At 42.2% G+C, this 15,380-nt stretch carries 14 protein-coding genes; 12 read left to right on the forward strand and 2 right to left on the reverse strand.

Annotated elements, in window-relative coordinates:
* The first annotated feature begins 80 nt into the window (after positions 1–80).
* From trpA to ACE1CA_RS12670, 6 genes are all read left to right on the forward strand, one after another.
* Positions 81–875: a tryptophan synthase subunit alpha gene (gene trpA, locus ACE1CA_RS12645; protein WP_413279887.1), complete on the forward strand. Its 795-nt coding sequence runs from the start codon at positions 81–83 to the stop codon at positions 873–875.
* A gap of 15 nt (positions 876–890) precedes the next feature.
* Positions 891–1,403: a DUF3122 domain-containing protein gene (locus tag ACE1CA_RS12650; protein WP_413279886.1), complete on the forward strand. Its 513-nt coding sequence runs from the start codon at positions 891–893 to the stop codon at positions 1,401–1,403.
* A gap of 324 nt (positions 1,404–1,727) precedes the next feature.
* Positions 1,728–2,111, forward strand: a complete 384-nt coding sequence (locus tag ACE1CA_RS12655) for a winged helix-turn-helix transcriptional regulator (protein WP_413279885.1) — start codon at positions 1,728–1,730, stop codon at positions 2,109–2,111.
* 132 nt (positions 2,112–2,243) lie between these two features.
* Entirely contained in the window at positions 2,244–2,843 is a 600-nt protein-coding gene (locus ACE1CA_RS12660) for a pseudouridine synthase (RefSeq protein ID WP_413279884.1), read from the forward strand.
* A 51-nt stretch (positions 2,844–2,894) separates the two neighbouring features.
* Complete coding sequence (locus ACE1CA_RS12665; protein WP_413279883.1) at positions 2,895–4,997, forward strand: serine/threonine phosphatase; 2,103 nt, start codon at positions 2,895–2,897, stop codon at positions 4,995–4,997.
* Positions 4,998–5,055: 58 nt separating this feature from the next.
* Positions 5,056–6,318, forward strand: coding sequence for a protein kinase domain-containing protein (locus ACE1CA_RS12670; protein ID WP_459563676.1), 1,263 nt, complete (start codon positions 5,056–5,058; stop codon positions 6,316–6,318).
* Positions 6,319–6,435: 117 nt separating this feature from the next.
* Here ACE1CA_RS12670 and ACE1CA_RS12675 read toward each other — a convergent pair whose 3' ends face one another.
* Positions 6,436–6,654 (reverse strand): DUF4327 family protein, encoded by a 219-nt coding sequence (locus ACE1CA_RS12675; protein ID WP_413266720.1) that lies wholly within the window; start codon positions 6,652–6,654, stop codon positions 6,436–6,438.
* A 457-nt stretch (positions 6,655–7,111) separates the two neighbouring features.
* Positions 7,112–8,749: a citramalate synthase gene (gene cimA, locus ACE1CA_RS12680; RefSeq protein WP_413279881.1), complete on the reverse strand. Its 1,638-nt coding sequence runs from the start codon at positions 8,747–8,749 to the stop codon at positions 7,112–7,114.
* Between the two features lie 341 nt (positions 8,750–9,090).
* Here cimA and ACE1CA_RS12685 point away from each other — a divergent pair, with 341 nt between their 5' ends.
* The 6 genes from ACE1CA_RS12685 to ACE1CA_RS12710 all read left to right on the forward strand — a co-directional run bounded on the left by ACE1CA_RS12685 (position 9,091) and on the right by ACE1CA_RS12710 (position 15,377).
* The gene (locus ACE1CA_RS12685; RefSeq protein WP_413279880.1) at positions 9,091–9,429 is read left to right on the forward strand and encodes a 2Fe-2S iron-sulfur cluster-binding protein; all 339 of its coding nucleotides are present in this window, start codon (positions 9,091–9,093) and stop codon (positions 9,427–9,429) included.
* Positions 9,430–9,576: 147 nt separating this feature from the next.
* Positions 9,577–10,644 carry a glycine oxidase ThiO gene (gene thiO / locus ACE1CA_RS12690; protein ID WP_413279879.1) on the forward strand — a complete coding sequence of 356 codons (1,068 nt, stop codon included), beginning with the start codon at positions 9,577–9,579 and terminating at the stop codon, positions 10,642–10,644.
* 277 nt (positions 10,645–10,921) lie between these two features.
* On the forward strand, positions 10,922–11,758 hold the full coding sequence (locus ACE1CA_RS12695; RefSeq protein WP_413279916.1) for a thiazole synthase: 837 nt from the start codon (positions 10,922–10,924) through the stop codon (positions 11,756–11,758).
* A gap of 293 nt (positions 11,759–12,051) precedes the next feature.
* A complete protein-coding gene (psb34, locus tag ACE1CA_RS12700) occupies positions 12,052–12,231 on the forward strand; it encodes a photosystem II assembly protein Psb34 (protein WP_413279878.1) in 180 nt (59 codons plus the stop codon).
* A 192-nt stretch (positions 12,232–12,423) separates the two neighbouring features.
* Positions 12,424–15,084 carry a DEAD/DEAH box helicase gene (locus ACE1CA_RS12705; protein ID WP_413279877.1) on the forward strand — a complete coding sequence of 887 codons (2,661 nt, stop codon included), beginning with the start codon at positions 12,424–12,426 and terminating at the stop codon, positions 15,082–15,084.
* An 83-nt stretch (positions 15,085–15,167) separates the two neighbouring features.
* Positions 15,168–15,377, forward strand: a complete 210-nt coding sequence (locus tag ACE1CA_RS12710) for a DUF29 domain-containing protein (RefSeq protein WP_413279876.1) — start codon at positions 15,168–15,170, stop codon at positions 15,375–15,377.
* The last annotated feature ends 3 nt before the right edge of the window (positions 15,378–15,380 follow it).

Raw genomic sequence — 15,380 nt, forward strand, 5'->3', positions numbered from 1 at the left:
AACCAGAGTTTTCCACCATAAGTAAGGGAAAGTCAGTAAACTGCTATTAATTGAATTTGTGATTTATTAGTTTGGAAAAAATGACATCTATATCCGATCGCTTCCAGTCTTTACGCTCTCAATCCCAATGCGCTTTAATTCCATTTATTACAGCTGGCGATCCGGATTTACAAACCACTGCGGAAGCGTTAAAGGTTCTCGATCGCAACGGTGCTGATATTATCGAATTAGGTGTACCCTATTCCGATCCTCTAGCCGATGGGCCAGTAATTCAAGCAGCAGCAACTAGAGCTTTACAAAAGGGAACAAAGTTAGATGACGTACTCACAATGTTAACCAATGTCATCCCGGAATTAACCGCACCAATTGTCCTATTTACCTATTACAATCCGATTATTCACCGAGGTATTGAAAACTTTTTACAACAAATTTCTCAAGTGGGAGTAAAAGGTTTAGTTGTTCCCGATTTACCTTTGGAAGAAGCCGAAAGTTTACTGACACCTGCTAGTAAATTGGGCATAGAGGTAATTTTATTAGTAGCACCAACTAGTTCTCCAGAAAGGATTAAAGCGATCGCGCAAAAGTCCCAAGGTTTTATTTATTTAGTAAGCGTAACAGGCGTTACCGGAATGCGATCGGGATTAGAATCGCGAGTGGAAAATTTACTCCAACAAATGCGCCAAACTACTGATAAACCTATAGGTGTCGGTTTTGGGATTTCTGCACCGGAACAAGCCAAACAAGTTAAAGATTGGGGTGCAGATGCGGCTATTGTGGGAAGCGCTTTTGTCAAGCGTTTGGCAGATGGTACACCAGCAACGGGATTAACAGCTATTGGCGAATTTTGTCAGAGTTTAAAACAAGCGATCGCTTAATTCACACCCTTTACTATGGAAAAGTTACTGGCTCGATTTATATTATTATGTGGGTTGATATTGCTGTTTTTCTGTATTCCTGTTAACGTAATTTGTCCTCCGGCGATCGCACTTCTGCGCCAATACCAAGCTGCACCCGGAGTAATGCGATACCAATCCCAACATTCACTCCAAGATGCTACAGGTTACGCTTGGCAAGTCGTACTTTTTAAACAGTTTCCCCCCGATCGATCTCCACAATTTATTCTCCGATTAGTAGGATTTCCCGGTATAGTGGAAATTGCCCATCCTCGATCCTTAGAAATTGCCACTAACACTAGTAGATTATTCATAGCAACAGATTTGTTTGCTACAGTATCTCCTGCCCCTAATGTCGGTCAGTATAACGTTACCGATGTCATTACTCAACTAGCTAAAAATAAATTTTTAAAACTCACTATTCCTCTAGTAAGCAATCAGAATATCACTCTAAAAATTCCGCTTTCTATAATTGTTGAATGGCAATGGTTGGCAACAGAAATTCAATAAGTAATACAAGTTTTTAGTTACTAATATAGCAACCGCTTAACTCGGATGAAAAAAGACAAAATACTTAAATTTTATACTCATTTGCGGCGATCCCAGAAGATTTTATAAATAATTAAGCTCTCAGTCAGCCCTTTCAGATAGTCCTATTTTACACTGTGAATTGGAGGAATTACCTGATAAATGAACCCTGGTTGTATGACAGATAAAGTTGCGAAATAAAAAGTTGAATAGTAAAGTTTTGCAAAAAAATCAAAGGAAAACTATAAAATTTTTTAGAATAGAATCGAGAAATAGAAACCGATAAAGAGAATTTACAGGCAGATCATGTTAGATACTAAAGATTGCTTGGAAAACAAATGCCCAATTCAGTTTACCCTAGACTTGATTGGCAATAAGTGGTCTATCTTAATATTGCGAGAACTGTTCATAGGCGATCGCCGCACCCATCAGTTTTTAGATGCCTTACCAGGAATTAGCAGTAAAACATTAACAATTCGACTGCGCGAATTAGAAGCTTATGGTTTAGTAGAACGCCAAGTTTATCCAGAAATTCCCCCTCGCGTAGAATACTCGCTGACAGAAAAAGGTAGAGAAATTCAACCAGTAATGAGAGCCTTATATCGGGTTGGACAAAATTGGCTAAAAGAAGATGCTTGTGTTTGTCCCTTGGAAAAAACGGTATTCGCCGAACTGGAAAAAGCCAGTTAATGACAATTTTAAATGGGAGAATTGCTTTTAAAATTAATAATAATTCTCATTGACACTCTAACCGTCAAATTTCAACCTGACGGGAGTGTTCTTATGAGTAAATAATAAAGCAGACCCAGCTACTTGTAGAACGTGGTACACAAATATATACTTTTTTACAAACCGTACAACGTCTTGTGCCAGTTTACAGACGAAAACCAAGATGCCCACAAAATTAGGCAAACCCTGAAAGACTATATTTCCATTCCCGAAATATATCCGGTAGGACGTTTAGACCAAGACAGCGAAGGACTATTATTACTGACAAATGATGGTAAATTACAACATTTTTTGAGCGATCGCCGCTACAAACACCCACGCACCTATTGGGTACAAGTAGAAAAAATCCCAGAACCAATTGCGCTCAACCAACTCCGTCAAGGAGTCAAAGTCCAAGACTACCAAACTAGACCAGCATTGGTAAAACTTTTGCCCGACGAACCCATACTACCACCCCGCGATCCGCCAATTCGGTTTCGCAAAAACGTACCTACCGCTTGGTTAGAGATGACACTCACAGAAGGTAGAAATCGACAAGTGCGAAGAATGACAGCAGCAGTAGGATATCCTACCTTAAGATTAGTAAGAGTGGCAATTGCTCATCTTCGTTTGGACGGTTTAACATCAGGAGAGTGGCGAGACTTAACTCTAGAAGAACTACAACCCCTATTACGTCTAAACAAAGTAAATTAACCCTTACTGTTAGCTTTTTCTATCCATCCTCGAAATTGAGGAAATTCTCAAATGCTGATCTGTCCACAATGTCAATTTGAAAACCCGATCGCTAATAAATTTTGCCAGCAATGTGGTACTTCCCTCACCCACAAAGCTTGTCCCGAATGTGGCGCACAAGTTAGTTACAGCGCCAAAGAGTGTCCCAAATGTGGTACATTTACGGGAACAGTTTGGCAAGCAATCATCTCACCTCGTAGCGTTGCTCGGTCTGAAGTTTCGCAAGCTAAGGAACCAGGCAAAACAGTTAATCTTGAACCGATCGCAGTTTCCTCAGCAGAAAAACTTGGGTTAGAACAGCCCGATATAGTTACTGAACCTGAAGCAGTTAACATAGAAATTCAAGTAAGCTGGGAAGATGAATTGGCAGACTCGCCAGACAATAACTCAGCAAAACCAATATCTGAATTCTCTCTAGAGGTATATTTAGACCAGCAACGACGGTACTTACTTTTAGAACCACTACCGTCAGAAATTACAGAAGAAGTTAAGGTGCGAGTGTTAGATTGTCAACCTTTGCAAGCTTCAACTATAGAAATTCTCATTAATCAGGAAAATCAGGGACTAGAAACTGGGGAGGAAACCGACGGTAAGAGTGAGGTCGATATTTGGAAAACTGTGCCGGAAATTGCGAAAGTTTATCTGGAACTGAAAGAAGAATTTGAGCCGATCGTACCTTCTATCCACGAAGCTTGGATAGAGGACGATCGAGAAATCCTGCTGATTGAAGATCGATCGCATTGGCCTACTTTAGTAGAGTTGTGGAAAGACCAGCAAATTCCCGAAATTCATTCCCTACAAATATTGCACGAAATGTCATCCCTGTGGATGGCGACAGAACCCTGGCATTGTCGGCAAAGTTTATTAGAATTAAACAATTTACGAGTAGATGAAGACCAATTTCTCGGAATTGTGCGGTTATATAAAGAGCCAACAGATAGCAATCTGAGATTGTCAACTTTAGGTCAGATTTGGGAAGGTTTATATATTCATGCCGATCGCACTTTGTTACCTCGGATCGGAGCATTAATTAACGACCTGAAGCTAGAAGTTATTTCGACAATTGAAGAATTACGGTTTCGTCTCCAAGAAATTGCCGATGAACTGCAAAATGAATCAGATTCATCTATCCCAGAAGCACCAGGAGCAAACCCATCGATCGATCATCAAACTATTTCCTCACCCTTAACAACCACTCCCCAAATAAAAGAATACAAGAATCCCTACTCCCCACCCAACGAGAGTAACGATGATATGCCCACTGTGGTTTTACCCATGCAGCTGCTAAGTTTAGAAGATGCAGGTCGTACCGACGTAGGTCGGCAAAGACGGCATAACGAAGACTACTTTGGAGTCCAAACTAAACTTACCAAAGTGGAAAACCCGCTGGGGCGCAACATGGAAGCTCGCGGCTTGTACATCCTCTGCGATGGCATGGGAGGACACGCAGGAGGCGAAGTTGCTAGTGCTTTAGCCGTGAAAACCCTGAGCGAGTACTTTCAAGAACACTGGGACGAAGAACTACCAGACGAAGACTGCATTCGCCAAGGTGTCCTAAAAGCCAATGAAGCCATCTACGATATCAATCAACAAGATGCCCGTTCCGGTAGCGGGCGCATGGGTACAACCTTAGTCATGGTTTTAATTCAAGAAACTCAAGTCGCCGTTGCCCATGTGGGAGACTCCCGCTTGTATCGCCTCAGTCGCAGACAAGGCATCGAACAAGTTACCGTAGATCACGAAGTCGGACAACGGGAAATTAAACGGGGAGTAGAACCGGAAATAGCTTATTCTCGTCCTGACGCTTATCAACTTACTCAAGCATTAGGGCCACGCAATGAATATTTCGTCGATCCCGATATTGAATTCTTTGAGTTAAATGAAGATACTCTAATTCTGTTATGCTCCGATGGTTTATCTGATAATGAATTGATTGAAAACCATTGGCAAACTCACCTCCAACCATACCTGAGTTCCCGGAGCAACTTAGAAGAAAGTGTCAATAATTTAATTGAACTGGCTAACCAGTACAATGGGCATGACAACATTACAGCGATCTTAATTCGAGCGAAAGTCCGACCGGATTTAGAGCAAGCTAAAGTAGGCAATAGTTAATGGCAATTGTTGAGGGTTTGCTATTCACCGAGCTTAATGAGTAATGACAACTCCAGGTGTGGTCACACTGACCCTCTTACATCCAAAAAATTCGGCTCTTCTGGAAAAGTGGCGATTTGAAAAAGAGTTAATCATTCGCATCGGTCGCTCTCCAGAGAACAATATCGTGTTGACTGATAGCCGAGTTTCCCGTCACCATCTAGAATTACGGCTGGTGGAAATTTCTGCATCCAAAATTGGCAACAGTTTAATTTCTACTGCTTGGCGGCTCATTAATTTGGGTACTAACGGCACTTTTTTAGATGGAATTTTAGTCTCCCAAGCTTGGCTGAGAAACGGTTCCATAATTCAGTTAGCTCAAGGTGGGCCAAAATTAAAGTTCACCATTCAAACTACCACCGCTCAATCTTTGGTTGTCATTCCCCCGAAAGCAGTTCCATCCCCCCCAAAAAACATCTGCTCTCATGGGGGAAATCCGCCAAATAATTTATTTTGTATCCACTGCGGTCAGCCATTGCGTGTCGAACGTCAGATTCGCCAATACCAGGTGTTAAAGACTTTGGGACAGGGGGGGATGGGTACGACTTATTTAGCTTGGGTACCGCAAATCCCTGGAAAAAAGGCAGTGGGTGGTGCTTTGTTGGTACTCAAAGAAATGAATGCAGATATGGCAGAGATTGCCAAAGCTCAAGAATTGTTTGAAAGGGAAGCCAGGACGTTAAAGAACTTGCATCACCCCGGAATTCCCCAATTTTATGACTTTTTTGTGGAAGCGGGGAAAAAGTATTTGGCGATGGAATACATTCAAGGTCAAGATTTGGAAAGGCGAGTTTACAATACTGGGCCAGTTTTACCAAGTCAAGCGATCGAATGGATGGTGCAAACCTGTCAAGTGTTAGATTACATCCACGAACAAGACCCACCATTGATTCATCGTGACATTAAACCAGCTAATTTGATGGTGCGATCGCCAGACAAAAAAATAGTAGTCCTCGACTTCGGCGCAGTTAAGGAAATTGGTACACCCTTGGGTACGCGCATCGGTGCAGAAGGTTTCAGCGCCCCAGAACAAGACCGAGGTCAACCTGTCACCCAATCTGACATTTACGCTGTGGGCGCTACTCTAATTTTTCTGCTCACTGGGGAAAGCCCCCGCAAGTACTATCAACAGCAGGGTCGAATCTATTATTTTGCCCTAGAAAATGTGCCGACGATTACTCCCCGATTGCGGCAGGTGATTGAAAAAGCCACCCAACCGCAAGTCAAAGAAAGATATCAATCTGCTGGGCAGTTAGCGATCGCCCTTACAGATGCTATCTAAAAAATTTTGGCTGTTCAACTGAACAACTAATGTAATTGCTCTTTTGGCTGCCAATCGATCGTCGCGTCGCCGCCTTGCCGCGTCAACTATTTGCAGCCAACTTCCAGAGCAACGAAATTACTCATCATCCCAGGCTTCCACTTCCAGCAAATCCTGAACCGGATCTTGCATTGTAAAGCCAAAATCGAGCAACTCTTTTTTCCAAAAAGCCCATTCATCACCATAAAGTAGGGCAATTTTCCAAATACTGTCAGTAGGCTTAATCAAGTTAGATGCTATGAGAGATCCTACTTGACGTTGCAACTTCACCATTGGGTGAATAACTTGCTGAGTCATACACTCCATTAAAATTGATTTATTTTAAGAAAGATTCTGAACAAGAACCACTTACCCTTTTTTTGCTATACCTGTGCGTTAAGTCTTGTGCAATCGGGAAGCGTTCTTCTAAAACAGAAGTTTAGCACAACTAAGTGCTACCAGTCCATTATACCTAGAATTTATCTGCTATTGCCAAACTGAAGCAAAGCCTCTATTCGTAGAGTACCTTAACCGATTAACTAGCGATTATTCCTCTATATTTAGTGTCTTTGCATCACCCCTAAGTTTCAATGATTAGAACTTCTTATCTAAGAGGTTAGGGAAACTTTCTTCTCTATTACCTATTCCCTAAACAAAGGGAAACCTTGTGGAGTAAGGGCAATTCATGAATTGCCCCTACTCCACAAGGTTTCCTTATCACCATAAGTACTGGAGAACCAATTATTTCCTCCCCATCTCCTCACCACTGCTTCAACTAAGAAGGAGTCAAAGCCGCCTTAGCCGAAGAATGCAGCATCAAACCATACTCCAAACCTTCCACCACCGCTTGATAAGAAGCCTCTAAAATATTGGTCGAAACTCCTACCGTCGTCCAGCGCTGCAAACCATTACTAGACTCAACTAACACCCGAGTTTTTGCCGCAGTTCCCGTATTTCCATCCAGAATTCTCACCTTATAATCCGTTAACTCAAAATCAGCAATTACTGGATAAAAATTGGTTAAAGCTTTTCGTAAAGCTGCATCTAACGCCCCCACAGGCCCATTACCTTCCGCAGCCTCCAAAATATCCTTACCATTCACCGAAACCTTAATAGTCGCCAAAGCATAAGGCACGCAATTCGCATCAGTATCGCAGGGAACAATATCACAATGAACTTGGAAACCTTTAAGTTCGTAAAACTTCTGCCTTTGTCCCAAAGCCTCCCGCATCAGCAACTCAAAACTAGCCTCAGCCGCCTCAAACTGATACCCTTGATTTTCCAGAACTTTCAGCCGTTCCAAAATTTGCCGACAAGCCGGATTTTGCTTGTCCAACTCAATCCCAAACGTCCGGGCTTTAGCTAACACATTACTTAACCCTGCCTGGTCAGAAATTACAATCCGCCGTCGATTTCCCACTGCTTCCGGTTGAATATGTTCGTAAGTTATCGGATTGCGTTCCACCGCACTCACATGAATTCCGCCTTTGTGTGCAAAAGCTGACAAACCGACAAAAGGTGCGTGTTCGTCAGGTGCTAGATTCGCCAGTTCGCTAACAAGACGGCTAACTTGAGTCAGTCGCTCTAAATTTTCTGCTGGAATACAGTCATAACCCAACTTCAACTGTAAATTCGGAATTACCGAACAAAGATTCGCATTACCACAACGTTCCCCGTAACCATTCATCGTCCCTTGTACCATTCTCACGCCAGCCAACACCCCAGCCAAAGCATTAGCGACTGCGGTATCGGAATCATTGTGAGTGTGAATGCCCATTCGGGGAAAATCGCCTTTGAGTTCCGGTAAAGCTTCCACCACTTCCCCGATAATGGTGCTAATTTCAGATGGAAGCGTACCGCCATTGGTGTCACAGAAAACCAACCATTCCGCACCAGCAACCACAGCCGTTTTCAAAGTTTGTAAAGCGTAGTCTCGATTATGCTTATAGCCATCAAACCAGTGTTCGGCATCGTAGATGACTCGCCGTCCTTGGCTGCGGAGATATTCGATCGTATCTCGAATCATCGCCAAATTTTCTGCCAAACTAGTCTTCAGGCTCTCTGTAACGTGCAAATCCCACGATTTACCAAAAATTGTCACCCAGCGAGTCCCTGCCGCCAAAATCGCTTGTAGAAGGGAATCTTCTGCCGCCGTAGTTCCCGGTCGGCGTGTCGAACAAAAAGCCACCACTTCCGCTTGTCTGAGGGGTTGTTCCTGTAGTTTCCAGAAAAATTGCACGTCCTTGGGATTAGCACCGGGCCATCCTCCTTCGATAAACGGAACTCCCAACTCATCTAGCTGATGAGCTATTCGCAGTTTATCTTCTAAGGACAAACAAAGTCCTTCGCGTTGGGCACCATCTCGCAGAGTAGTATCGTAAATCCAAATCTGATTTGAAGTATTAGGGGTCATGGAAAAGAGTCGAATGAGAATGGGTTTTGATATGGACAAAAGGTAAAGGGAAAAGGATTTTTCAGCACTTTTACTCAAATCTTGCAGCAGGGGAGGTAGAACCTCCAAAACCTCGTTCCCAGGTTCAACCTGGGAACGAGAAACTCCAGGCTCCGCCTCTTGGTGCAAGATTTCAGTTTTACCCCTTTAGCTTTGCCCTTTTCTCAAAATCAGAGCAAGAAGTTTCTATGAGGGGTAAATTCTTCCCTAAGACTTAGCCTACATCTGTATCTGTAGAAAATGGTAAGCCCTGTAATGTAAAGAAGTGCAAAAATATTCATAAAGTGTTCAGAGTAATAACTATGCCAAAAGTAACTGCTCAAGGGAAGACATTTGAATGTGCTTCGGGTGCTAATTTACGGAAAGTTTTACTGGAAAATGGCATTCCTCTGTACAATGGACAAGCTGCCCTGATGAACTGTCGTGGTATCGGCACTTGTGGCACTTGCGCCGTTAAGGTAGAAGGGGAAGTGTCGGAAGCAAGTTGGCGAGAAAAAGCCCGCCTGGGTCTTCCTCCCCATTCTCCCAGTAAAAACTTGCGGTTGGCTTGCCAAACTAAGGTTTTAGGAGATGTCCAAGTCACTAAGTTCGACGGTATGTGGGGACAGGGAAATCAAACTGTTTGGACTCCGCAAGCGTAATTTTTGGGGATTGGGGACTGGGGGACTGGGGGACAAGGGGACTGGGAGAGTTTTGAGTTTTGAGTTTTAAGTTAGTAGTTTTCTTGCCCCTGTGTCCCTCTGCCTTCTGCCTTCTGACTATAGGTTTGGAAAATTTTATTGGTGAGTATGAATAGAGTAAGTGATGTTCTAATTGTTGGTGGTGGAATTATTGGTCTTTCTTTGGCTATTGAATTAAAATTGCGAAGTGTGAAAGTAACTGTTTTATCTAGAAATTTTCCTGAAGCAGCGACTCACGCTGCGGCGGGAATGTTAGCTCCTCAAGCAGAAAAGATTCCTCCTAGTCCAATGTTAGATTTGTGTCTGCAAAGTCGATCGATCTATCCTGACTGGATTAGAAAATTAGAAGAAATTACCGGGTTTGAAACTGGTTATTGGTCTTGTGGAATTTTGGCTCCAGTTTATCATGCAGGGGAGCAATTACTAACTGATAAATTTTGGTTAAATCAGGAAGAAATTCAGCAACATCAACCTGGTTTGAGTTCTGAAATTGTGGGTGGTTGGTGGTATCCTGATGATGGACAAGTGGATAATCGTGCTTTAGCTCATGTTTTGTGGATGGCGGCTCAACAGTTAGGAATTGAGGTTTTAGAAGGGGTCGCTGTTACGGAGTTTGTCCGGGAAAATGGGCGAATTAAATATGTAAAAACTGCGGTGGGTGATTGGCAAGCTGAACGCTATGTTTTAGCTACTGGTGCTTGGTCGCAGGAGTTATTGCCGATTCCAGTTTACCCCAAAAAAGGACAAATGTTGTCGCTGCGTGTTTGTTCTTCACCTCAACCGTTAAACCAGGTTTTATTCGGCGATGAAACTTACATTGTTCCGCGAAAAGATGGCAGAATAGTTATTGGTGCAACTAGCGAAAATGTTGGGTTTACACCTGAGAATACTGCCGCAGGTATTCAACAATTACTCAGCGGAGCAACTCGACTTTATCCCCCATTAAAAAACTTGCCGATTTTAGAATTTTGGTGGGGTTTTCGTCCAGCAACACCTGATGAATTACCAATTTTAGGAACTAGCGCTTACGAAAATTTGACTTTAGCAACGGGGCATTATCGGAATGGCATTCTTTTGGCTCCTATTACTGCTTTGTTAATTGCTGATTTGCTGGAAAAACAAAGCGCTAATTCGCTTTTAGGTCATTTTCACTATACTCGGTTTACCGAAAATTAACTTTACATAAGTTAGGAAAAAGTGGAAAAATGTAAATTAAATTCAAATGATGTTCAGAAAAAATCAAGTAAAACTGTCAAATTGAATTAACATATAGAATGCTAATTTAATGCCAGTTGGTTCAACTCAAATCTTGCACTCAAAGGAGGTAGAACCTCCAGCCTCGTAGCCTCGTTCCCAGGTTCAACCTGGCAACGAAAAATGGAGGCTCTGCCTCTTGGTACAAGATCTAAGTCAAGTTGTTTGCACAATATTTTTAGTAATTCTGTATTTAGCAATGCAAATTTTAGATAAATCTACCATTGATTCCATTGAAGCGATCGCAGATCAACCCCTCACCATCGCCGGAAAAACCTTCCAATCTCGCCTAATGACGGGAACAGGTAAATATCGTAGCATCCCCGAAATGCAGCAAAGTGTCATCGCCAGCGGTTGCGAAATTGTTACCGTCGCCGTCAGACGAGTGCAAACTAACGCGCCCGGACATGAAGGATTAGCAGAAGCCTTAGATTGGTCTAAAATTTGGATGTTACCCAACACCGCAGGCTGTCAAACCGCTGAAGATGCGATTCGGGTAGCCCGGTTAGGGCGAGAAATGGCAAAACTTTTGGGACAAGAAAACAATAACTTTGTGAAATTGGAAGTTATTCCCGATTCTAAATATCTTTTACCCGATCCGATTGGAACTTTGCAAGCAGCAGAGAAGTTAGTTAAGGAAGGCTTTGCCGTTCTACCTTATATTAATGCCGATCCATTGTTAGCCAAACACTTGGAAGAAGCTGGTTGCGCTACCGTTATGCCTTTGGGTTCTCCCATTGGTTCCGGTCAGGGGATCAAAAATGCTGCCAATATTCAGATAATTATTGACAATGCCAAAATTCCTGTAGTTGTAGATGCAGGAATTGGTACGCCCAGTGAAGCTGCCTCTGCAATGGAAATGGGCGCAGATGCTCTGTTAATTAATACTGCTATAGCCCAAGCGCAAAACTCCGCAGCAATGGCAAAAGCGATGAATTTAGCCACCACAGCTGGGAGATTAGCTTACTTAGCTGGGCGCATTCCCGTAAAAACTTACGCTAGTGCCAGTTCTCCGCTGACGGGTACTATTAGCTAGTGTCGGGTAACAAGGGAAAAGGAGAGGAGGAAACGAGGGGAGGTCTATTAATTCAAGAGTCGATCGGGATTTATGGATTTACATGATAATCGGGATTAATTTAGAAATCTGGTAAATTCGTACATCCTGGTCAAAATTTTCCTCTTTCCCAGTTGTAGGGGTGATTTATGAATCACCCCTACCTCAATATCCAATACTTATCTAGGAAATATTAAAAAAATATTGCGATCGAAGAGAACATATTTGCAAAGTATTGTTACAATAAACAATAAGTTTAATAAAGGATTAATTCTATGCCTTACACAACCGAAGATGGCGGACGTTTAAACAATTTTGCAGCTGAACCCAAAGTTTACCAAGCCAGCCCTCCTACCAAAGCAGAACAGCGTAACTACATTATTATGGGCTTGTTAGCGTTAGTGCTGGTCAGTGGTTTGATTTTCGTTGCCTTCTCGGTTTCGAGTGTAAGCTAATATTCCGATTGCAAAATTAATTACCCAAAGCAATTATGAGAACGACCAGGTATCTTACTTGTTGATTAAGATACCTGGTTAGGCTATTTGAGATTAAAGTAAAAATCAGGTAGGATCGGTCAGAAAGACCATTTTGATAAGCTCGGAGATTAGTAAACTTAGTTTACAATATAAAATTTTGGATTTTAGTGTGTGACTTCTTCCCCTACTTCGGCAGCGCTCAACTTAGAAGCTATTTTCCCATTTAAGCTGGATAAATTCCAGTTAGATGCGATCGCATCTCTAAATGCAGGTCGTTCCGTTGTGGTGTGTGCCCCCACAGGTTCGGGAAAAACATTAATTGGGGAATATGCCATTCATCGCGCCCTCAACGGTAACGGTCGAGTGTTTTATACCACTCCATTAAAAGCTTTGTCCAATCAAAAATGGCGTGACTTTGGACAACAATTTGGCAGCCAAAATGTCGGTTTGCTGACGGGTGATACTTCAATTAACCGAGATGCACCAATTTTAGTGATGACAACGGAGATTTTCCGTAATATGCTTTACGGTACTCCGATCGGAGAAGTTGGAACATCTTTAGTTGGTGTAGAAGCAGTAGTGTTGGATGAATGTCATTACATGAACGATCGCCAACGCGGTACAGTTTGGGAAGAATCAATTATCTATTGCCCCAAAGAAATTCAACTCGTAGCACTTTCCGCCACCGTCGCCAACTCCCAACAACTCACCGACTGGATAAGTTACGTTCATGGGCCAACAGACTTAATTTATTCTGACTTTCGCCCCATACCCTTAGAATTTTACTTCGGCAATCCCAAAGGCGTATTTCCTTTACTAAGTCCAGAAAATAACAAACTCAATCCTCGCCTCAAACCTAAAGGCGGACAACAGAATAGCGGCAAACGTCCAGAAACCCCCAGCATACCCTTTATTTTGAATCAATTACAACAGAGGGAAATGCTACCTGCAATTTACTTTATCTTTAGTCGTCGGGGTTGTGACCAAGCAGTAGCTGAAGTTAGCGAATTGGCATTAGTTAACGAAACAGAAAAACAACTATTAAAAACTAGAATTGAAGAATTTTTAGCCCGTTATCCCGAAGCAGCAAGAGTCGGACAAGTTGAACCGCTGTATCGGGGAATTGCTGCTCACCATGCGGGAATTTTACCGACTTGGAAAGCATTTGTCGAAGAACTATTTCAAGAAGGTTTAATTAAAGTTGTATTTGCCACCGAAACTTTAGCAGCTGGAATTAATATGCCAGCTAGAACCACAGTAATTTCGACGCTTTCCAAACGTACCGACAGAGGACATCGATTACTCACCGCCTCGGAATTTCTGCAAATGGCAGGTAGGGCGGGTAGGCGGGGAATGGATAAAAAAGGCTACGTGGTGACATTACAAACGCCATTTGAAGGGTCAAAAGAAGCAGCTTATTTAGCAACATCAAAAGCCGACCCTTTGGTAAGTCAATTTACCCCTAGTTATGGCATGGTTTTAAACTTGCTGCAAACTCACACTTTAGAAGAAGCAAAAGAATTAATAGAACGCAGTTTTGGACAGTATTTAGCTACATTGCACTTAGAACCTAATCGGAAAGCGGTACAAAAGTTGCAAAAAGAAGTCGATCAACTGCAAAATCTAATGCAGCAAGTAAATCCTGATTTAATAGGAAATTATGAAAAATTACAACAAAGATTGAAAGCAGAGAGACAATTATTAAAAACTCTGCAACAACAATCTGCGGATATTTTATCTGGTGATATTGCTGCCTCTTTACCTTTTGCTGTGGCGGGAACTATTCTCAATTTGAAAGGTAAAAATGTTCCAGTTTCTACACCTATTCCGGCAGTCTTAGTTAGTAAAAAACCTGGCCCCGGACAAACTCCGTATTTAATTTGTTTGGGCAAAGATAACCGTTGGTATGTGGTAAGCGTTCATGATGTAGTTGGTTTTCATGCTGAATTACCTCGCTTATCTAGGGTAGATAATTTGTCAGGGCCACCAGCAGAAATGCAGATAAAATTTGGTAGTGTGCGATCGGGTACAGAAGAAACTGTTGATATTGCTAATTTAATTCCGTTACCACCACCAGCGCAAGAAGCCCCAGAAGTAGCGGCACAACACGAACGAGTTAAGGCAGTGGAAGCGCAATTAGAAAATCATCCGATTCACCAATGGGGTAATCCAGGGACATTAATTAAACGTTATCGGCGTTTAATTACTTTGCAAACTGAGATTAAGTTATTGCAAGAAAAACTGGATCAAGAATCTCAACGTCATTGGGAAGAATTTTTAGAATTAATTCTGATTTTACAGAGCTTTGGTTGTTTGGATGAATTAACTCCTACTGCTTTAGGACAAGCAGCAGCAGCGATTCGAGGAGATAATGAATTATGGTTAGGATTGGCGTTAATGTCGGGAGAATTGGATGAATTAGGCCCCCATCATTTAGCAGCAGCGGCAGCGGCTTTAGTGACAGAAACACCCCGCCCGGATTCTGAAAGTAAGTATGTTACATCTGAAGAAGTTCAGGAAGCTTTGAGTCAATTACGGGGAATTAGAAGGCAACTTTTCCAAGTACAAAGGCGGCATAATGTAGCCTTGCCTGTGTGGTTGGAAGATGAATTAATTGGGTTAGTGGAACAATGGGCTTTGGGAGTAGACTGGGTGCATTTATGCGAAAATACCAGTTTGGATGAAGGAGATGTGGTGCGAATGTTACGGAGAACTCTTGATTTTCTCTCCCAAATACCATACGTGCCAAATCTGCCTGATTCTCTGAAGCGAAATGCTAGTCGCGCCCTGCAATTAATGGATAGGTTTCCTGTTAATGAAATTGTGGGTTAATGAACCGCAAAGAACGCAAAGTACGCTAAGAAGATAAACAGTGGTAAGATTAAATGGGGATAAAAGTATCTGAGGAAGAAATTATGAACCTTCCACTCGTTGACTTATACGAAACTGATTTTTACGCTTGGACACAAAAACAAGTCCAGTTATTACGTCAGCGTGACCTAAATAATCTTGATATTGAGAATTTGATTGAGGAAATAGAATCCTTGGGTAAACAGGAAAAACGTTTAATTAAGATTATAAAATCATTTCCCCAGTCGGTTGGTAAAAAGCAGAATCAACTGTAAATT

It is taken from the genome of Floridaenema evergladense BLCC-F167 (genome assembly GCF_041929205.2).
Classification (GTDB): Bacteria; Cyanobacteriota; Cyanobacteriia; order Cyanobacteriales; family Aerosakkonemataceae; genus Floridanema; species Floridanema evergladense.